General features: G+C 62.1%; 17 protein-coding genes and 1 tRNA gene. 9 read left to right on the forward strand and 9 right to left on the reverse strand.

The window, feature by feature from the left end:
- Positions 1-35: 35 nt before the first annotated feature.
- From PLANPX_RS19130 to PLANPX_RS19140, 3 genes are all read right to left on the reverse strand, one after another.
- Positions 36-1,310, reverse strand: a complete 1,275-nt coding sequence (locus PLANPX_RS19130; RefSeq protein ID WP_172992183.1) for a peptide-N-glycosidase F-related protein — start codon at positions 1,308-1,310, stop codon at positions 36-38.
- 260 nt (positions 1,311-1,570) lie between these two features.
- Positions 1,571-2,470, reverse strand: a complete 900-nt coding sequence (locus PLANPX_RS19135) for an aminotransferase class IV (RefSeq protein WP_152100282.1) — start codon at positions 2,468-2,470, stop codon at positions 1,571-1,573.
- 232 nt (positions 2,471-2,702) lie between these two features.
- Positions 2,703-3,431 carry an HAD family hydrolase gene (locus PLANPX_RS19140; RefSeq protein ID WP_152100283.1) on the reverse strand — a complete coding sequence of 243 codons (729 nt, stop codon included), beginning with the start codon at positions 3,429-3,431 and terminating at the stop codon, positions 2,703-2,705.
- Positions 3,432-3,732: 301 nt separating this feature from the next.
- Here PLANPX_RS19140 and PLANPX_RS19145 point away from each other — a divergent pair, with 301 nt between their 5' ends.
- Both PLANPX_RS19145 and PLANPX_RS19150 read left to right on the forward strand, forming a co-directional pair.
- A complete protein-coding gene (locus PLANPX_RS19145; protein WP_152101932.1) occupies positions 3,733-5,040 on the forward strand; it encodes an MFS transporter in 1,308 nt (435 codons plus the stop codon).
- Between the two features lie 280 nt (positions 5,041-5,320).
- Positions 5,321-6,133: a hypothetical protein gene (locus PLANPX_RS19150; RefSeq protein WP_152100284.1), complete on the forward strand. Its 813-nt coding sequence runs from the start codon at positions 5,321-5,323 to the stop codon at positions 6,131-6,133.
- Positions 6,134-6,294: 161 nt separating this feature from the next.
- Here the strand turns inward: PLANPX_RS19150 and PLANPX_RS19155 are convergent.
- Positions 6,295-6,366: transfer RNA gene (locus PLANPX_RS19155), tRNA-Cys, on the reverse strand.
- Between the two features lie 235 nt (positions 6,367-6,601).
- Between PLANPX_RS19155 and PLANPX_RS19160 the strand changes: the two genes are divergently transcribed.
- Together PLANPX_RS19160 and PLANPX_RS19165 are read left to right on the forward strand one after the other, a co-directional pair.
- Positions 6,602-6,940 (forward strand): hypothetical protein, encoded by a 339-nt coding sequence (locus PLANPX_RS19160; RefSeq protein WP_152100285.1) that lies wholly within the window; start codon positions 6,602-6,604, stop codon positions 6,938-6,940.
- An 18-nt stretch (positions 6,941-6,958) separates the two neighbouring features.
- Entirely contained in the window at positions 6,959-7,300 is a 342-nt protein-coding gene (locus PLANPX_RS19165) for a hypothetical protein (protein WP_152100286.1), read from the forward strand.
- 263 nt (positions 7,301-7,563) lie between these two features.
- Here PLANPX_RS19165 and PLANPX_RS19170 read toward each other — a convergent pair whose 3' ends face one another.
- On the reverse strand, positions 7,564-7,965 hold the full coding sequence (locus tag PLANPX_RS19170) for a hypothetical protein (protein WP_152100287.1): 402 nt from the start codon (positions 7,963-7,965) through the stop codon (positions 7,564-7,566).
- Between the two features lie 484 nt (positions 7,966-8,449).
- Between PLANPX_RS19170 and PLANPX_RS27495 the strand changes: the two genes are divergently transcribed.
- Positions 8,450-8,617, forward strand: a complete 168-nt coding sequence (locus PLANPX_RS27495) for a hypothetical protein (protein ID WP_172992184.1) — start codon at positions 8,450-8,452, stop codon at positions 8,615-8,617.
- 88 nt (positions 8,618-8,705) lie between these two features.
- Here the strand turns inward: PLANPX_RS27495 and uvrB are convergent, their stop codons facing one another.
- Positions 8,706-10,763: an excinuclease ABC subunit UvrB gene (uvrB, locus tag PLANPX_RS19175; protein ID WP_152100288.1), complete on the reverse strand. Its 2,058-nt coding sequence runs from the start codon at positions 10,761-10,763 to the stop codon at positions 8,706-8,708.
- Positions 10,764-10,795: 32 nt separating this feature from the next.
- Complete coding sequence (locus tag PLANPX_RS19180) at positions 10,796-11,191, reverse strand: ComEA family DNA-binding protein (RefSeq protein ID WP_172992185.1); 396 nt, start codon at positions 11,189-11,191, stop codon at positions 10,796-10,798.
- A gap of 192 nt (positions 11,192-11,383) precedes the next feature.
- Here PLANPX_RS19180 and nadC point away from each other — a divergent pair, with 192 nt between their 5' ends.
- The 3 genes from nadC to PLANPX_RS19195 all read left to right on the forward strand — a co-directional run bounded on the left by nadC (position 11,384) and on the right by PLANPX_RS19195 (position 15,478).
- Positions 11,384-12,316: a carboxylating nicotinate-nucleotide diphosphorylase gene (gene nadC, locus PLANPX_RS19185; RefSeq protein ID WP_152100290.1), complete on the forward strand. Its 933-nt coding sequence runs from the start codon at positions 11,384-11,386 to the stop codon at positions 12,314-12,316.
- Positions 12,317-12,971: 655 nt separating this feature from the next.
- A complete protein-coding gene (locus PLANPX_RS19190; protein WP_152100291.1) occupies positions 12,972-13,817 on the forward strand; it encodes a PEP-CTERM sorting domain-containing protein in 846 nt (281 codons plus the stop codon).
- A gap of 461 nt (positions 13,818-14,278) precedes the next feature.
- Positions 14,279-15,478: an Lpg1974 family pore-forming outer membrane protein gene (locus PLANPX_RS19195; protein ID WP_152100292.1), complete on the forward strand. Its 1,200-nt coding sequence runs from the start codon at positions 14,279-14,281 to the stop codon at positions 15,476-15,478.
- 193 nt (positions 15,479-15,671) lie between these two features.
- On the opposite strand, the gene rpsU is transcribed toward PLANPX_RS19195, so the two are convergent.
- Positions 15,672-15,875, reverse strand: a complete 204-nt coding sequence (gene rpsU / locus PLANPX_RS19200; protein ID WP_152100293.1) for a 30S ribosomal protein S21 — start codon at positions 15,873-15,875, stop codon at positions 15,672-15,674.
- A 297-nt stretch (positions 15,876-16,172) separates the two neighbouring features.
- Here rpsU and PLANPX_RS27500 point away from each other — a divergent pair, with 297 nt between their 5' ends.
- Positions 16,173-16,349, forward strand: a complete 177-nt coding sequence (locus PLANPX_RS27500; protein WP_172992186.1) for a hypothetical protein — start codon at positions 16,173-16,175, stop codon at positions 16,347-16,349.
- 28 nt (positions 16,350-16,377) lie between these two features.
- On the opposite strand, the gene PLANPX_RS19205 is transcribed toward PLANPX_RS27500, so the two are convergent.
- Positions 16,378-18,048 carry an ABC1 kinase family protein gene (locus tag PLANPX_RS19205; RefSeq protein ID WP_152100294.1) on the reverse strand — a complete coding sequence of 557 codons (1,671 nt, stop codon included), beginning with the start codon at positions 18,046-18,048 and terminating at the stop codon, positions 16,378-16,380.
- Positions 18,049-18,115: the final 67 nt, after the last annotated feature.

Raw genomic sequence — 18,115 nt, forward strand, 5'->3', positions numbered from 1 at the left:
CAAAGCGTAATTCACCACGCGCCAGTCGAGAGTAGTCAAGTCTGCAACGCGCGCCAGCGACGCGAGCCTGCCAGTGTCGCCAACGCAAACAGCATGGCTCCCCATCCAGCCGGCTCAGGCACGCTCGCCGGAATCGCACTTCCAAACTGCGTTCCAAGCGCCGTTCGCCACGAGACGAGGTCCCGCCCGTTAACGAATCCGTCTCCATTCGCATCGCCGGCGCCATTGTTTACTTGGCCGCTAAGCCCGCTGTTGCGTTGCCAAATGAGGAAGTCGGCGCCGTCGACGACGCCGTTGTAGTCAAAATCAGCTGGCCCCGCGCTTGCCGCGTAGGCGGTCACGTAACTCGACGCACGCCAATAGCCGTAGCCGCTGCTATCGCCCGGGCGAATGCCGTCGATCTGGTACTCAACCGTGTGCCGCTTCCCAGGGGTTAGGTACTGGGTGACGTCGATTTGAATCGGATCGACGTCGTCGCCAGGAATCCAGCCGGCGCGATCGAGGTCAGACGACCACACGTCGCCCCATCGCCCCGAGGTCGGATTCACGCTGCGAAAGTTGCGACCGTCGGTCCGCCACGGGATGCCCTGCCAGACTTGCGTCCCGTCGATAAGGATGCGGTGGGTCCGCTGCGTGAATTCGTCGCCGCCGTTGCCGTCGCTGGCATGGCCGGAGGGAAGATAGTTGAGAATCACTTTGCCAACTGAATTCGGCACGCCGATGAAGCTCACCGAATTCCGCCCGTTGGGATACTCCCCCGCCCGCCAGTCTTGATCGTTCATCAGCGGTCGGCCCCATATAGGAGCGCGATTCGCCGTTTCGTCCGTTATGGTCAAACTAAAGTCGAGGGTACGTGCGGCTTGCACCCACGTGTCAACGAACGCTCTGATTTTGAGTTGTCCGTTCCGCAACGTGGGAATCAGCGCGGTGATGTCTTGCTGGTGGGTCGTCGTCCCGCCGAACGCCGTGATGAACTTATGCAGTTCCACGTCTCCCGCGGCGGTGGCGACGTAGATGTTGCCCGCGCGATCCCAGGCGTCGCTTCCGGCGGTGAGTTTCAGATTCGTCGTGACGCGCGAGAACGGACCGAGTTCCGGCAGCGTGATCGTCCGCTCGATAATCCGGCCGTTATCAAGAATAGACACGCCTGGTTGCGCGTTCCAACTGGCATTGCCGCCGAATTGGATGCCGGCGTTCTTGAAAACGTCAATCGTGGTCTGCGCCGCGTTGGCCGTCGCCGACCATGTCGATCCGATAGCCGCCGCGATCAGCGCGAAGAGCCTCGCGCGAGTCTTCCTGTGAAGTCTCATGTGCCGCCTCTGACTGCCGAAGAGATGCCTGTTCCGAGGCTGCATTTTAGCTGCCGTCGCTCGACGTTGCATCACGTCGTTGTGGCTCAATTGGCTTTGCGATCGGTTGGCATTCGCGTTCTTTGCGCGAGCGCGAATGGCATCGATTCTAGCCCCGGGCTCCGCCCGGGGGTCGGCATCCATTCAAGTGGGCTCCGTCGCGCGTAGTGCCACCCCCGGGCGGAGCCCGGGGCTAGACTCGACGGCAAACTTGGCGTCTCTCAAACGACGACCTCGCCCGTCGTCGCCGTCAGCTCGCGGAACAGCTGCTGCAATCTCGCAAGCACCGGCCGCTCGTTCGATCGCCCGATCGCGCGGCTGTCGACCTCCACCACTGGCGTCAGCTCGCCCATCGTGCCAGTGCAGAAGGCTTCGTCGGCGCGGTAGAGTTCCGCCAAACTAAAATCGCCTTCGCGAGACGGGATGCCATGCTCCGCGCACAGTTGCAAGACAACCGAGCGCGTAATCCCTTCGGGACAAGCGACCGTCGTCGGCGTCTGCGCGACGCCATCGGCAACGAAGAAAATGTGCGTCGCGTTCGTCTCGGCGATAAAGCCTCGGCCGTCGAGCATCAGCGCATCGTCGGCGCCGGCGAAGTTTGCTTGGATCTTCGCGAGAATCGAGTTCAGCAGATTGTTGTGGTGAATCTTCGGATCGAGCACGTCAGGCCCCGGCCGGCGATAGCCCGACGTGATCAGCCGAATCCCCGACTGGTCGTAGACTGGCGGCTTGAACTCAGCCAATACGATGAGCGTCGGCCCCGCTTGGTTCAGCCGGACATCCATCCCGCTGGTGATTTTCACGCCTCGCGTCAGCGTCAGACGAATGTGCACGCCATCGTGCATTTGGTTCGCAGCGAGCGTGCGGCGGATCTCCGCGATAATTTGGTCGTGACTCGGTATCTGCGCGAACGCCAACGCTTGTGCCGAGTGCACGAGCCGATCGAGATGCTCGCGCAGCTTGAAGATCCGCCCGTTGTAGAGCCGCAGCCCTTCCCACACGGCGTCGCCTCCTTGCACCGCAGAATCAAAGGGACTAATCCCCGCCTCGTCGCGATGAACCAGCCGGCCGTTGATATTCACCTGCAAGTTGCGGTTGCGTTCGTCATATTTCTGCAGCATGGCGTTGCCCTGAAAGCGAATACTTTTAACCACGAAAAGGACGAAAGGAACGAAAGGGGAGGTGAGAAGAAATACTTCTACCGCGAATCACGCGAATTGACGCGAATAAAATGCGATTGAAGTTACCTACTCATTATTCGCGCAGATTCGCGTAATTCGCGGTCCCCTCTTCTGCATTTCTAACTTTTCGTTCATTTCGTGTGTTTCGTGGTTAAAAACGCATTTCAAAAACTCAACGCAAGCGATGCACATACAGTTGCTGATAAAGTCGCTCGCACTCGGCCAAGACGCCCGCCAGTCGCTCCGGCACCTCGACGCCCTTCGACTTGTATGGCGCGAACGTCGTCGTCTCGTACACCTTCGCGTACCAGAATGGCGCCCACGCGCCGTCGGTATCGCGCGGCCCCGGCGCCCACTGGAGCATCTCCTCGCGAAACGGCACGTCGACCGCATCGCAGAGCAGTGCGAGCATCCGCCGCGGGTTCCGCAACACGTCGGCCGCATCGAGCACCGGCGGCGTCAGCCCCGTGCGAGAGCGGACGCGCTCGAACAGCGCCGCCTGCTGCGGCAGGCCAGTGTCTTCGACGCGGGGATCAGGCAGAAACTCCAAGAGCGACGTGAGCATCTCGCGCGGATCGCGAATCAGAAAAGCGCTGGTGAGCCCGTCGATCCACTCCAACTCCACTTCCGGCAACAGATGGTGGGCCATCTGCTTCTGATAGAAAATCGGCCGCTCCTGCGGAATGGGCCCTGTGAGCCAGCGAATGACGCTCAAGAGTTCCGCGTCGTGGTTCGCAAGCGTTTCGTCGTAGCCGGGATGCCGCCGGTCGGCCGTCCTCGCGAGATAGTGGGCGTAGAGCGGTTCGTCGCACACCACGGCGTCGGCCCGGCTCCCCCAGGAGCGCATCATCGCCGTGGAAATGTTCCGCGGTCCCGACCACATGGCCAAACGAAGCGACATGCGTTCACCCCAAACCAGTTTGCGCAACGAAAAGCGGCAGACATTAACGACTAGCGAAACTCCACCGGCCAGTCGAGCGACGGCGAGATATCGCCTTTCGTCGTTCGGGCTTCGGCATTCGTCATTTCTGCCCTCGCCCCGACTTACATCGCCGGGGCGGGGAAATTACACTTTTACCCATTAGCTAGCAGCGCCGGCAATCTGCGCGCAAAGGATTTGCGCAAATGCCAGCGCGGCAGCCGCCTCGCTCCTCCATCCCGCACAAGAGGATGTTGCTTTGGTCGCCACTCGCCTATCGATCATGATGTTCCTCCAGTTCTTCACCTGGGGGGCGTGGTTCGTCACGCTCGGTCAGTGCTTGGGGGAGAATGGCCTGAAAGACTTCGGAGGCGGGGCCTATGGAAGCGCCCCGATTGCGGCCATCGTGGCGCCCCTCTTCCTGGGCCTCATCGCCGATCGCTTTTTTGCCTCTCAGATCGTGATGGGCGCGCTCATGGTGATTGGCGGCGGCATCCTCTGGATGGCGCCGGAATACGCCGCCGCGAAAAATGGCGACGCGCTCGTGTGGATCTTACGCGGACACATGCTCTGCTATATGCCGACGCTAGGCCTCGGCAACACGATCGTCTTCTCCAATGTCGCCGATCAATCGCAGTTCCCCAAGATTCGCGTGTGGGGAACGATCGGTTGGATCGTCGCGGGTCTTACCGTCGGCTATCTGGGGTGGTCGTCGAGCTTCAACATTTTCAAACTCGCCGCCATTTGCTCAGTCATCTTGGGCGTTTATTGCTTCACGCTGCCGCACACCCCGGCGCCGGCGAAGGGCAAGCCGATGGACATTCGCTCGCTGCTCATGCTCGACGCATTCAAGATGCTCACGAACGTGCCGTTCTTTGTGTTCATCCTCTGCTCGACGCTGATCTGCATTCCGCTGGCCTACTACTACGGCAACACTGCGAACTATCTCAGTCAGATTGGCTTCAAAGAACCAGCCTCGACGATGACGCTGGGGCAGATGAGCGAAATCGTTTTCATGCTACTCGTTCCCTTCTTCTTCCGTCGCCTGGGCGTGAAGTGGATGATTGTCGTCGGCATGGCCGCGTGGGTCGTTCGTTACTTGCTCTTCGCATTCGGTGCGTCTGATCAAGTGATTTGGATGATTCTGGGCGCCGTCCTGCTCCACGGCGTCTGCTACGACTTCTTCTTCGTCACCGGCTTCATGTACACCGACAGCAAGGCCCCGAAAGAAATCCGCGGCCAAGCCCAAAGCATGCTTGTGTTCTTCACCCAAGGGATCGGCATGTTCTTCGGCTTTTGGATTGCCGGAGCAAAATTTACGCAAGCAGTCCCTAAGTACGAGGAACTAGTCAACGCGATCAAAGCGATTACGCCGGAGTCGAAAACGACATTCCTCCAATCGCTGACGCAAATGTTCTCGGTCGCCGATCGCAAAGGGGTCGACGCCGATTTGCTTCGCGAAACGATGCTCCAGTGGCGGGAATTCTGGCTGCTACCCGCGGGAATGGCCGCCGTCATCCTGGTCATCTTCCTCGCGGCGTTCCACGATCGCGACACCACGAAGCCGATCGACACGGAAGAAACGGCGTAAGCAGTTTCCGCCCCGCTGCCGCAGCAAGATCGACGGTAGCACCTGAATCGCTCAAAAGCCGCTGGTTTTCCCGAGAGAGGGACCAGCGGCTTTTTTCGTCCTGCGAACGCGGCGGAGCAAGCTCCTGAAGCCAAAGACGCGGTGCGATGGACACGGCGCGCTCCTAACAATCTAATTGGGGAATCTTAGCGGCAATAGCGCCGCCTTTCCGCCAGTTTGCGGGCCTCGCGGAAGCTCGGCTTGCTCCCTGCGTTAATCTATCAGGAACAGGAACGCCTCGATGACGGATCAATTGCGTGCACTGAAACTGGCGATCTCGTTACTCGCGCTCGCCTCGGTAATTAGAGGGACGCAGCCTTCTAACGGCGCCACCATCGATCTCTCAGTCACCGCCGCGCTCAACTTAGTGAGCGTCGTGCATCCCGAAGTCGAAATGGAATCGCCCCCGCACGTGTTGACGTCACTCGAGATTCCCTTGCCGGCGGTAACGCTAACCGGCGGCGACACGCTGCGCGTCGCCGTCGACTTCGCAGGCGGCCAGTACTTTCAGCGCATCGCTCCGCCAGACGGCGGATTCTCCGTCTTCTATTATGGCTTGTCTCTGCAGAACGATCGCCCCGAAGGCTCAGTGTCGATCGACGTGGGCAACCCCGGCCGACGGGCCGACTGGTTCGACGCGACTGGCAATCTCGCCTTGCAATCCCAGCCGTCGTCGTTCTTGTACGTCAACCCGTCGAACAACGATCTGTGGAGAGCGGAGCTCCGCGAGGAAGTGGCCAGCAACTTTGCGGAACCAACGCCGCAGGCCGGCAGCAAATTCGTCTACGAGTGGACGATGCCGACGCAAGTGCCGGTCCATTTCATCATCCCCAATCCCCCGGCGTTCGGCACGCGAACATTCTCGAACAACAGCGTAAAGCTCTTGTTCCGGATCTCGAGCCCGTTCGGCACGACCCCGCTCCCGCATGCCGCCGTAGCGGTCCCCGAGCCAGCGGCCTGGTGGCTCGCTCTCGCCGCGTGCGGAGCGTGGGCAGCCTACTGCCGCGGCGCAGTACGTCGCAGCGCTTTAGCCCCGGGCTCCGCCCGGGGGTAGCACCACGCAGGACGACGTCCACCGGAATGGTCGCCTACCCCCGGGCAGAGCCCGGGGCTGCTAGCACGCGCCGCGCGAAGTTGAAGTTCGTAAACCCACCAGCGGCGCAAAAACGAAAAAGGGAGTTACGCCCGTTGGACGTAACTCCCTTTTTCTATAAGAGGCGCCGGTGAGAGTCGAACTCACGATGTCGGATTTGCAATCCGATGCCTTAGCCACTTGGCTACGGCGCCGTCACTGACTCTTAGGAAATTATGCAATCTGCCCGACCTGGTCAAGTGCAGGTCTTTTGCCGGTTGCGGCGACTTGGCAAACAGGGTTCGCCTTGCCGTGCGTAGCGGTAGTGCTTGTTTATCGGATTGGTTTGAAGCAACACATCACAAAAATTCGATGAGCAATCACCGGAAAGGAAGCCCGGCCGAGGAACGCCCGTCGTTCCCCGGATTTTTCTCGAAAGGATTTCGCACGATGCTCGAACGATCCTTCGGAGTGGCGGCGCGGCGGCGCCGGACCCTCGACGCCCTCGTCCGCCATGTCGCCGAGGCCAGCGTCGAAGCCATCTGTCGGCTCGTCCAAGAACGCGTCGAAGCCATGGGCCCCTGCGAGACCCGCGGCTACGTCCGGGCCCGGGCCGCCCGCGAAATCCGCCAACAGACGCGGCTCGCGTTCTCGCAGCAGCCAGGCGTCGATCCCTCGTGGGAACTGCTGGTGGTTGTCCGCTCGACCGAGCGGGTCGTCCCGCTCGCCATGCGACAACTCGCCGCCGTTCGCCAGAACTGCGAAATGCCGCAACGCCGCGCCGCATAGACTCCGCCGCAGATTGCCATGGATACCACCGACTACCCCTCGCTGGGGCGGCTGGCCGTGCTCAATGCGCAGCTAGCCCGCCAGAACCTGTTCGTCAGCAGCATCGTCGACGAACAGCTCGACGGCGTCGAGCGGCTGTTTCGCGCCGCCGCCGTCAGCGACTGGCAGTCAGTCCTGACGATCAGCGAGCACTTGATTGCCCGCCTCCAAGACCCCGCCGACGCCGGCGTGGTTCGCTCGGCCGAGCAACTCTGCGATCAGCTCCGCCGCGATCCCGATCCCTCCGGAGCGAAAGTCTCCGTTCGCTTGGCGGAACTTCTCTCCGCTTGCCGGAGCCGGCAGTCGAGCTTCCCCGCGTAGTTCAGGCTTTTCGCCTAACACGCCGTTCACTCGCAGCAGCGTTCTCGGGGCCCTCGCGCGCTCCATTTAAAAGCCACCGGCTCCGCCGGTGGACGAAGCGCGAATTCGCCTCGTCTTTCGAACGAATCCACCGGCCAAAGTGAAAATCTTCACTCCCGCCCCGTCAGGCAAGAGTGCCCAACTCAGAAAACAAAAAAGCCGCCGGTCAAACGACCGACGGCTCGAGGGGGTGAATTCCTGCTCTTCGCGAAGCGATCCGCTCGTTAGCGGACGACGCTCTCGGCGCCGAGATTATAGATCATGATCGGGCGGCTGCTGGTGTACCAAGCGAACGGCCGTCCGCCCGGTTGCTGCCACGCCGGGCTGTACATCGTGGTGAACGGCATCCCCGAGGCGGTGGGGCGGCTGGCGGAGAAGCCGTACCAACGCATCGAATCGAGCCGAGCCATCCGCTGGGCGGCCCGCTCCATCGCCTTCTGCTGAGCGATGGTCGGCTCCATGCTCCGCTTGTAGGTCGACGGGTAGAACGAATCGGGGGCCGTTGAGGTCGCCTCGGGCGCCGCCGGCTCGTCGAATTCCTGCGCCACAGCCGGCGATCCGGTGCTAAACGCGACCAATGCGGAGATCGTCGCGAGCTTGAGCCCGAAAGTACGGAGAGATTTCATGGGACGGAGCGTCTCCTGCCAAGATATCGAAGGCGGGGGCGAACTACCCTCGGATGGATTCCGATTGGGTCGAGGCGGGGGCGAATCTGGGTCGCGTAGGATCCCGACATTGGTTCGCTAGACATTTCTTCGGTTGCGAGCGGGCATGGCGCTCAGACCGATCGCTGCGACAGGCGCAGTTTCCCAACCTTGACCCGATGGCCGTTCCGCTTGGCGAATCTGGCGGAACTTTGCCGCGCCGACAACGGCTTTCGGTCCCGCGTGCGCTCCGCCCCGGCGGTTCGTTCGACAGGGCAGGGGGCCGCAAAGTTTGCGCGACTGGACGTTCGCCGCCGCTGGATCGCGGAGAATTCGTCGCCTCGCCGGCAGGTGCGCCGGAGGCGGGTATACTTACGCAACGACGGCATTCCGCACGAAGCCGTCCCATTCAACGAGTCGATTTGGTTGCCCCTTTCGGGGCGCTCACAAACAGGAGTTTTTTGGTATGAAGACGTTCGCTTTGCTCGTGTGCTGCCTGACGCTGACCTTCGCGACCATCGGCTGCAAGAAGGAAGAGGCCAAGCCAACCGAACCAGCCGCCACCACGACCCCGGAAGCGACCCCCGCCGCTGAGCCCGCCGCCGAACCGGCTGCCGAAGCTCCGGCTCACTAAAGTTGGTTGAACATCTCGAAATGCAAACGGGGCGGCTTCCCTCTGGAAGCCGCCCCGTCGTCGTTTGCGGATTCGCCGCTAGCGGGCCCTAAGCGTTCTTCTTCGGCCGTGGCACGCGCCCCTTGCCGCCGCGCCCTCTCCCTTTCGGTTCCTTGATCTTCACCGAGTCGACCGACTCGCCAATCGAGCCCTGCATCTTCTCGATGCGATCGCGAATCGCCGCCGCCCGTTCGAACTCCAGCGCATCGGCCGCCGCGAGCATTTCCTCCTCGAGTTCCGCCAAGTACTCCGCCGTGATGTACTGCGTCTCGTCCGTCCGCCCCACGGCGGCGTTCGCCTGGGCATGCGCCGCAGCGACCGATTCAATCCCGCGATGAATTGCTTTCTTGATCGTTTCGGGCGTGATGCCGTTCGCCGCGTTGTACTCCTGCTGCAGTTTGCGGCGCCGTTCGGTCTCGTCGATCGAGCGCTGCATCGAGTTGGTCATCCGGTCGCCGTACAGAATTACCTTCGCGTTGACGTTACGAGCGGCGCGGCCGATCGTCTGCATCAACGACGTTTCGCTGCGGAGGAAGCCCTCCTTGTCGGCGTCGAGAATCGCCACCAGCGAAACTTCCGGCAAGTCGAGGCCTTCCCGCAACAAGTTAACGCCCACCAGCGCCTCGAAGCGGCCTTCACGCAGATCGCGCAAATGCTCCACCCGCTCGAACGCATCGAGCTCGCTATGCAGCCACTTGCAAGCGATGCCTTGCTCGACCAAGTAGTTCGACAAGTCTTCGGCGAGCCGCTTCGTCAGCGTCGTCACCAGCGTCCGCTCGCCAATCGCGACGCGAGCACGAATCTCCTCCAGCAAGTGCGGCACCTGGCCTCGCGCGGGAACGACTTCGATCACCGGGTCGAGCAGCCCAGTCGGCCGCACGACTTGCTCGATCACCTCGCCGCCTGTCTGCCCAAGTTCGTATTTGCCCGGCGTCGCCGAAACATAAATCGCCTGATCAACCCGCTCTCGCCACTCGTCGAACTTCAGCGGCCGATTGTCGAGCGCGCTGGGCAGCCGGAAACCATGCTCTACCAGCGTTTCCTTGCGGCTTCGATCACCAGCGTACATCGCGCCGATCTGCGGGATCGTTGCATGCGATTCGTCGATGAACAGCAAATAGTCCTTCGGAAAGAAGTCGAACAGCGTCGAAGGCGCCGACCCCGGCGGCTTGCCGCTCAGCGGCCGACTGTAGTTCTCGATCCCCGGGCAATACCCCACCTCCATCATCATCTCGATGTCGAACCGCGTCCGCGCGTTGAGCCGTTGTGCCTCAAGCATCTTGCCGTTGCTGCGGAACTGTTCGAGTCGATCAGAGAGTTCCTTGCGAATCGAATCGACCGCATTGTGAACCCGCTCTTCAGGCAGCACGAAGTGCTTGGCCGGGTAGATATACATCTGCTCCAGATGGCTTACCGCCTCGCCGCTCACCGGATTGATGATCGACAGCCGTTCGATTTCGTCCCCCCAGAACTCGATTCGGTAGGCGAACTCCTCATACGACGGCCAGATCTCGACGCAATCGCCGCGGACGCGAAATTTGCCGCGGGCCGGATCGGCGTCGTTGCGGTCGTACTGAATATCGACCAGCCGCGCGAGCACGTCGTCGCGATCGAGCGTTTGCCCCACGCTCAGCCCGACCATCATCTGCTTGTAGTCTTCCGGCGAGCCCAAGCCATAGATGCACGACACGCTCGCGATGACGATCACGTCACGGCGACTCACCAGCGAACTGGTCGTCGCCAACCGCATGCGGTCGATCTCTTCGTTGATCGACGCATCTTTCTCGATGTAAATGTCGCGCTGCGGAATGTAGGCTTCCGGCTGGTAGTAATCGTAGTAGCTGACGAAGTAGCTCACCGCGTTGTGCGGAAAGAACTCTTTGAACTCCGAGTAAAGCTGCGCCGCGAGAGTCTTGTTGTGCGACAGGATGAGCGCCGGCCGCTGCACTTGCTGAATGACGTTCGCCATCGTGAACGTCTTGCCCGAGCCGGTGACGCCCATCAACATTTGCTCGCGCTGGCCATCCTTCAGGCCCTGCACCAGCGCTTTGATCGCCGCCGGTTGGTCGCCGGCTGGTTGAAACGGAGATTCGAGTTGAAACTGCACGTCGTAATCCTTCTAACGGCGTTGCCCGGCGCTTAGCGACTGGCAACCTCCGATTCATCTGCAATGGGCAGGAGGTAGGGTCGAATCCGATCGATGGTCCGCGGACCGATGCCGTCGACGCGGCTCAATTCTTCCAAGCTGCGAAATTGGCCATGCTCTTCGCGCTCCGCGACGAGGCGCTCGGCGAGCGTCCGGCCGACGCCCGGCAGCTGAATCAGCTCGGGCCAATCGGCCTGGTTGACGTTTACTTGGAACTGAGCCGTTAGCGGCGGAGCCCGGTCGATGTCGATCACTCCCCCAGGTTGCCCCGAATGGCGCCACCAGCCCGCCGCCAACAACGCCAAAACACCGGCCGCCAACACGGTCGCCGTACGGCGTTCCGCCGGTCGAATGAGCAGGTCGTTCCGCGGTGGGGCAGGGGAGGGCATTGGGCCGGTCGTGGACGCAAGCATTCCGAGCGCGGTACAAAATCGAATCTGCAATTATAGCGAACCGCCCCTGCGAAGTGCGGAAGGGGTCGGAGGCATTTTGCCACTGGCGGCATTCCCAAGAGAAGAGAATCGCCAGTGGCAAAATGCCCCCGACCCCGCCTCTGCCAACCATCTCAGAAAGCCCCCCCGATGAAACGCGATTTTCAACAAATTGAATGGGACGCCGCCACCATCGAGGATTGCCGGCAACTGGTGCGGCTGGCGGTTCGCGAAGATCTCGAACGCCAACAAGACTGGACGACGCTCGCGACTGTCGCCCCCGAACGCCGCGGCGCCGCCGATATTGTTTCCCGCCAAGCCGGCTACGTCGCCGGCATCCAAGCGACAGCCGTTGTCGTCGACGAGATGGGGGGCCGCCTGACGTTCGAAGCGTTCGCCGCCGATGGCGACCGCATCGAGGGCCGCACCACGCTCGGCCGCCTATCGGGCAGCGTCCGCGACCTGCTCACCTGCGAGCGGATCGTCCTCAACATCCTCGGCCGCATGATGGGCGTCGCCACGCTGGCGAGCCTGTATGTTGAGAAGGTCGCCGGCACCAACGCCCGCATCTACGACACCCGCAAAACAACGCCCGGCTGGCGGCGGCTCGAAAAATTCGCCGTCCGCTGCGGCGGAGCCCACAACCACCGACTCGGGCTCTACGACGCCGTGCTCATCAAGGACAACCACCTCGCCCAATTCGCCGCGGCAGGCGAATCGCAATCGGCGACGGCGGCGCGAGCGGTGCAGCAAGCACGCAAATTCCTCGCCGAGTTGGGCGACATCGAACCTCTCCCTTCCGGTGGCCTCATCGAGATCGAAGTCGATTCCCTCGAGCAACTCGCCGCAGTGCTGCCCGAGCACCCGGAAATCGTCCTGCTCGACAACATGAGTTTGGAGCAACTGCGATCCGGAGTGGCGCTACGAAACTCGGTAGCTCCCGAGGTCGAACTCGAGGCATCTGGAGGCGTGAACCTGGAGACAGTCCGCGGCATCGCCGAGACAGGCGTCGACCGCATCAGCGTCGGCGGCATCACCCACGCCGCCAAATCGCTCGACGTCGGCTTAGACTGGCACGCATAGGCCGGACGCTCGCAACATCCCCCCGGACGACCGGCACAATTGGCATCTTCACCCCCATCAGAATTCGTACCTTGTCCGCTACATTCTGGTTGACACTCCCCCTTTCCCCGAATATCCTAGGCAGAGTGTGGGCAGCAATCCGCACGTATTCGTCAAACGTTTTATTTTATCGTTCTGATCGGGAAGTGGACCTCATGAACATTCGATCGGCGGCGAGTCGTCAGGACTCGGCTGCTGTCCGAACAGGCAACTCAACCTCGCCTGGGTCCGCTTCACCTTCTTGGAAGAACGATCGTTAGTCTCACCGCTTCCTCGAGGCTAACTCTCCGAAGTATCCCTGCGTACAGGTCGCGTTGCCGCCAATTCGTGAGCTGCGAAGACTTTCTTCGCGTTCTGCCAGGACATGCGGCGCACCACTACCTGACTGCTCGGCCCCAACTTAGCTCGCGCATCTAGCGATGCGCGCTCGAAGAAGCTCCGTCGCTATGCGGCGCGGCTGGCCGATCGAATGCGGCCCCACTCGGCATGAATGCCGTGAGGGCCATCCCTGAGACCCGCTCCTGATCGCTTCCGTGCACCGGAGTGATCGAAGACTGCCGTATCAGCGCTGCAAGGCGTCGCAGGTGATTGGCAGTGGAGTAGAGGACACCTCACTATGTCGCGAGTCAGCATCTTTGAATCTGTACGTTCGTTCGCGTTGCTCTTGGCGGCCGCAGCCGTCATCAGCGTTGGCCTCGGCGCCGGCGAAGCGCGGGCCGTCGTCCCGACCCCGACCGGCTTCACGCTTAACGTCTCTCCCTATGCTCGCGTGCTCGATTACCTCGGCACGCCGCAGTTCATGGACGTGCTGTGGGAAGAGTCGTGCGACAATCCCCACCTCCGCGTTCGCGCTCGCAACAAGCCGGCGATCATGCTGTCGAACAACGCCGACTCGGCGGCCCCCATCACCAGCTTCACGCTGAGCATGGATTCGTCGCAGCCTTACTTCTTCGGCACCGGCGACGCAGGCACGGACAACTTCACCGCCTACATCAAAGACACGATCTACACCGACGCGGGCGTCTCGATCACCGGCAGTTCGATCTCGCCCGACGGCAAGACGCTGACGGTGAACTTCGACGGCCTCACCGCCGGTAAGAAGGCGATTTTCAACGTCGACTTCGACGCTGAAGACCCGGGCATGTTCCCGTTCCCCGACTACCGGATGGCCCTGCTCGGCGCCCCGTACCCGGGTGAGAACCCGACGACGCCCGCCACCTACGGCGCCACCTTCACGAACGCCGCCAGCCCGGTGCCGAACGCTCAAACCCTGTCGGCCAGCTTCACACAGATGATCGAAACGCCCACCTATCACGACCTCGTGATCCGTCCCTACGGCGTCATGGACAAGGTCGAGATCATCCCCGGCGGCGGCGGTGAAGTTCCGGAACCGAGCAGTCTCGTGCTGGCACTCGGCGGCCTCGGCTTGCTGGCCGTCCGCCGTATCCGCGCGACTGCTTAACGCGACCGCAGGCTGAGTCCCAGACGCCACGGGCCGGCGGAACTTCCGCCCGCCTGCTAGCGACCAGGCCTGAAACCGATCACTCCCGAGGCGGGGCAGCACTTGCTGTCCCGCCTTTTTTTGTTGCGCTCGCCACGCGCTCGCTCATCGCACGGCATCCAAGCCGCTAGCACGCGCCCAAAACCCCTCCGAGTTCCGGTTAGGAAACGCCGGTAAACTTTGCGGCTTCAACCGGTCGAAACGGTTGCTCCTAGCGTGCCGTTTCTGCGGATTTCTCCGGAAATGCGACAAGTGCGGCCTTCGCTCGTTCCGATTACTCGAATGGGCAAAACGTAGGTCGCGCTGCGAACCCGTAATCGCATCGAACGACGACCACGGCCCTGACGACGACTCGGGCGACCCTGCATCGAGTCGGGGGAAACGTCAGGGCTGATACGAACTTTTAGGGGGGGGAATTTGGAATGAAACTTCTGACCTGGGGGAGCGCTGCGCTCGCAGTTTGTCTCGCCATGGGAAGCGCTGCGCAATTGCACGCTCAAAGCGTGGGCGGCGTCGGAATTGGCGGTGGGGTTGGCGGCGGCGTTGGCATGGGCGGCGGCGGATCGCTTGGCGCCTCCGACTTCGGCTCGGCCATGGACGACTCCGGCTACGGCTCGTATAGCTCGGGCGGATCTTGCTCGACCGGCGACTCCGGCTTGTTCAGCCTCGTCGACCGCAACGCACAACTCGTCTTCGGCGCCGAATACATCTATGCTCAAGCCACCTTCAGCGAAGCACTCGCTTACGTTGAACAGAACGCCATCGACGGCGGCGAAACCTGGCACCAAATCGACTTCAACTACAACTCGTCGTACAGCTTCTACGGCGGCGTCTATCTGCCCGATTGCGGCGGCTCGGTCATCTTCGACTTCACTCGCCTGACGAGCGACGGCGACTACTCCGCCAGCGAAACAACCGGCGTCGACATCTTCGGCCCCTTTGAAATCGACGGCAACATCAACGGCCACGCCAGCGTCGACCTCAAGTCGTACGACTTGTCGTTCGCCAAGACGATTCCGCTCGGCTGCCTCCTCGGCGGAGCCCCCTGCGGCGACTGCTGCGACGACGCCTGCTGCGGCGACGGCTCGTGCGGCAATGGCTGCGGCGGCGGATGGTGCCCCGCGTGGGACATCACTTGGTCCGGCGGCATTCGCTATGCGAACGTCGGCTGGAACAACGGCCTCACCGCCACCGACCCGCTCAGCGGCGCCTTTATCGACTCGGCCAATACCTCGCTCAACTTCGACGGCTTCGGCGGTCGCGTCGGCATCATGGGCCGCCGCTACATCGGCAAGCGTGGTTTGTTCAGCGTCTACGGTCGCGGCGATTGGTCGCTGCTGCTCGGCGACGTCGACATCAACACGACCATCACCAACCAAGCCGGCTCGGCCTTCCTCAAAACCAGCAACCAGATCACCGTCCCGGTCACCGAAATCGAACTCGGCGCCTCGGCTCACCTCGGCCAACACGCCACGCTCTCGGCCGGTTACTTCTGGTCGGCGTGGCATGATCTCGGCATGAGCCCCGAGTACAACTTCGATCAGTTCCAGATCAGCCACTACGATGATTCGAACATCCTCGGCTGGAATGGTCTGTTCGGCCGCGTCGAAGTCGCGTTCTAACTTCGACCGCCCTCAGCTGACGGGCCCAGCCGACAGCTGAGCTAACGATCGCAAACGAAAACAGGGCCAGTCGCTCCGCGGGAGTGACTGGCCCTGTTCGTTGTTTCGTATTTCGCGACGACGGACGCTTCGCGGCCATCGGGCGCGCAGCAACACAGCCGACGATGTTCGCAGAAGAGTGTGCGACAGATGCTTAGCGAGCGGTCGACGCCATCAAGCGGTCGCGGTGAGCGCGACGCTGGGCGCGAAGGCGGGCGCGACGCTTCGTCTCGCTCGGCTTCTCGTAGAACTCGCGGACGCGGATTTCCTTCTTGATCCCGCTACGCTCTACCAGCTTCCGAAACCGACGGACAGCCTCTTGGGCCGTCTCTTTGTCACGCAGTGTCAGCTTAACCACGCCGAATTGCCTTTCGTCCGAATCGACTTCACGCCGCCAACGCGCCCTACCGAGGGCTAACCCGTTGACGGGAAACTACTAAGGTAGCATCGGCGCTCCAGACCGTAAAGCCCGAGGAAACGCCGACCGCCGGGCCCCCGCCGAAAACTCCCCGCAGCCGGAACAACCGGCATTTCCCGGGCGGAACCGAAGCGCACCGGGGCCAGTTCGAGTTCTCCGCCCGTCGCGACCAGGTCGATTCAACTCACCAGCCGGCGGTTGCCTTACCAATCGCCATTCCCCAAGCGGAAGCTGGCGATGAGCGACTCCGAACGCCTTAACCAACTGCATCAGCTCGACTTACGCCACGACGAGCTGCTCCAGATGCTCGCCGACCTCGATCAGCAGGTCGAAGCCGCGATCGCGATCATCCGCCCGCCAGCGGCAAAAGAACAGCCCGCCCAACCGCCGCGCAAAAAGCCCGCAGCCGCGTAGGCTGCTTCTCGCAACTCGCAACTCCCGGCTACCGCCGGTCGAGGTGCCCCGACTTATTAATCGCCCGCAGCAGTCGCAGCCCCAGCATCCCACTGAGCACCATCCCCGCGACGCCCGGCGCCGACACCCCTTCGATCGGCCAGAACCAAAACGGCCACACGTTGTTCGTCACCAGCAGCACCGAGCCGATGAACAGGGCGCTCGTCATCATCCCCAGCACCAGCCGGTTGACCGAAGGCTCTAGCCCACGGTGATCAAGGTGGACGTCGAACCGCCCCGTCTGCACCTGCTGCAAAATATCGCGTATCCGCCGCGGAAAAACCTCCGCGAGTTGCTCGAGCTCGTACGCAATCTGCCGCGCTTTGCGGAATTGCCGCTTCGGGGAAATCCGCCGTGCCATCATCTTCTTGCGGTACGGCTTCAGGATCTCCATCAAGCTGAAGTTGGGGACCAACCGCCGGCCGGTTCCTTCAAGCATCACCAACACCTTCAGCAACATCGTCATCGGCGCCGGCAGCACGATGCGGTGCCGCCGCATCACTTCGAACATCTCGCGCAGCGCCGCCGCGAGCTCAAAACCTTCGACTTGCTGATGCCCAAACTGGGCGATGAAATCGGCCAGGTCGATTTGCAGCGCTGACTCGTCAAGCCCCGGCGGCGTGGCGCCGACGCGAATCACAATCGTTCCCAACCGCTGGCTATCCTGCTCCACGATCGCCAGCAGCAGTTCCTCAATTTCTTCCCGCAGCGAATCGTCAATCCGCCCAACCATGCCGTAGTCGAGCAGCCCGATCCCCTCGTTTCGCAGCAGCACCAAGTTCCCCGGGTGCGGATCGGCGTGATAAAAGCCGTTCTTAAAAATCATCTCCAGGTACAAGTCGGCGCCTTGCCGCGCAATCGCCGAGAGCTGGATGTCGCACTGCGCGAGTTTCTGCGGCGACGAAAGCGGAATCCCCTCCAGCCACTCCATTACGAGCACGCGATCGGTCGAGTAGTCGGCGAACGGTTTTGGAATCCGCACGAGCGGGCTGCCGTTGAAGTTTCGCCGAAACTCCTCCATGTGGCGGCGTTCGCGATCGAAGTCGAGCTCCCGCCGCAGCGCTCGTTGAAACTCCGCGACGCTTGCCACCGGTTGGTACGGCGCGAGTTCCGGAATCATCTCGGCGAGTTGCGCAAGCCCCTGCAGAATATCGAGGTCCACCCGCACGCGTCGCGCGATGTCGCGCCGCTGCACTTTTACTGCCACCTCTTCGCCGGTGATCAGCCGCGCCTGGTGCACCTGCCCAATCGACGCCGAAGCAACCGGCGTCGTATTAAACTCCGCGAACATATCCGAGAGCGCGCAGCCCAGCTCTTCTTCCACCAGTTGCGTCACCACGTCCGACGCATCGGGCGGCACGCTCGTCTGCAGCTTCTCCAGTTCTTCCGCCAGTTCGGCCCCCACCATATCGGGCCGCGTGCTCATGATCTGGCCGAGCTTGATGAACGTCGGCCCCAGCTCTTCCATCGCGAGCCGAATCCGCACCTCGCGACTCGCATCGGCGAGAACCTGACCTTCGCGGTTTTTCAGCAGCCCGCGGCCGAATGAAAATTCAAAACGACTCAGCCAACCGGCGAGGCCGTACTTGCTGAGGATCGACAGAATCTCCCGCCAACGATTGACGTTGCGATAAACCTGGGGGATGGCGCCGATACGCATGCGATGGTCTCGTGTGGGCTCCACGGCTTGCACGCCGGCGAGCGATGGAATCCATTGTACTCGGCTG

Source organism: Lacipirellula parvula, assembly GCF_009177095.1.
GTDB classification, from domain to species: domain Bacteria; phylum Planctomycetota; class Planctomycetia; order Pirellulales; family Lacipirellulaceae; genus Lacipirellula; species Lacipirellula parvula.

Excerpts from the sequence above, each read along its gene's own strand:
- PLANPX_RS19130 (WP_172992183.1), bottom strand. The coding sequence starts at position 1,310 with ATGAGACTTCACAGGAAGACTCGCGCGAGGCTCTTCGCGCTGATCGCG.
- PLANPX_RS19135 (WP_152100282.1), bottom strand. The coding sequence starts at position 2,470 with ATGCTGCAGAAATATGACGAACGCAACCGCAACTTGCAGGTGAATATC.
- PLANPX_RS19140 (WP_152100283.1), bottom strand. The coding sequence starts at position 3,431 with ATGTCGCTTCGTTTGGCCATGTGGTCGGGACCGCGGAACATTTCCACG.
- PLANPX_RS19145 (WP_152101932.1), top strand. The coding sequence starts at position 3,733 with ATGATGTTCCTCCAGTTCTTCACCTGGGGGGCGTGGTTCGTCACGCTC.
- PLANPX_RS19150 (WP_152100284.1), top strand. The coding sequence starts at position 5,321 with ATGACGGATCAATTGCGTGCACTGAAACTGGCGATCTCGTTACTCGCG.
- PLANPX_RS19160 (WP_152100285.1), top strand. The coding sequence starts at position 6,602 with ATGCTCGAACGATCCTTCGGAGTGGCGGCGCGGCGGCGCCGGACCCTC.
- PLANPX_RS19165 (WP_152100286.1), top strand. The coding sequence starts at position 6,959 with ATGGATACCACCGACTACCCCTCGCTGGGGCGGCTGGCCGTGCTCAAT.
- PLANPX_RS19170 (WP_152100287.1), bottom strand. The coding sequence starts at position 7,965 with ATGAAATCTCTCCGTACTTTCGGGCTCAAGCTCGCGACGATCTCCGCA.
- PLANPX_RS27495 (WP_172992184.1), top strand. The coding sequence starts at position 8,450 with ATGAAGACGTTCGCTTTGCTCGTGTGCTGCCTGACGCTGACCTTCGCG.
- PLANPX_RS19180 (WP_172992185.1), bottom strand. The coding sequence starts at position 11,191 with ATGCCCTCCCCTGCCCCACCGCGGAACGACCTGCTCATTCGACCGGCG.
- nadC (WP_152100290.1), top strand. The coding sequence starts at position 11,384 with ATGAAACGCGATTTTCAACAAATTGAATGGGACGCCGCCACCATCGAG.
- PLANPX_RS19190 (WP_152100291.1), top strand. The coding sequence starts at position 12,972 with ATGTCGCGAGTCAGCATCTTTGAATCTGTACGTTCGTTCGCGTTGCTC.
- PLANPX_RS19195 (WP_152100292.1), top strand. The coding sequence starts at position 14,279 with ATGAAACTTCTGACCTGGGGGAGCGCTGCGCTCGCAGTTTGTCTCGCC.
- PLANPX_RS27500 (WP_172992186.1), top strand. The coding sequence starts at position 16,173 with ATGAGCGACTCCGAACGCCTTAACCAACTGCATCAGCTCGACTTACGC.
- PLANPX_RS19205 (WP_152100294.1), bottom strand. The coding sequence starts at position 18,048 with ATGCGTATCGGCGCCATCCCCCAGGTTTATCGCAACGTCAATCGTTGG.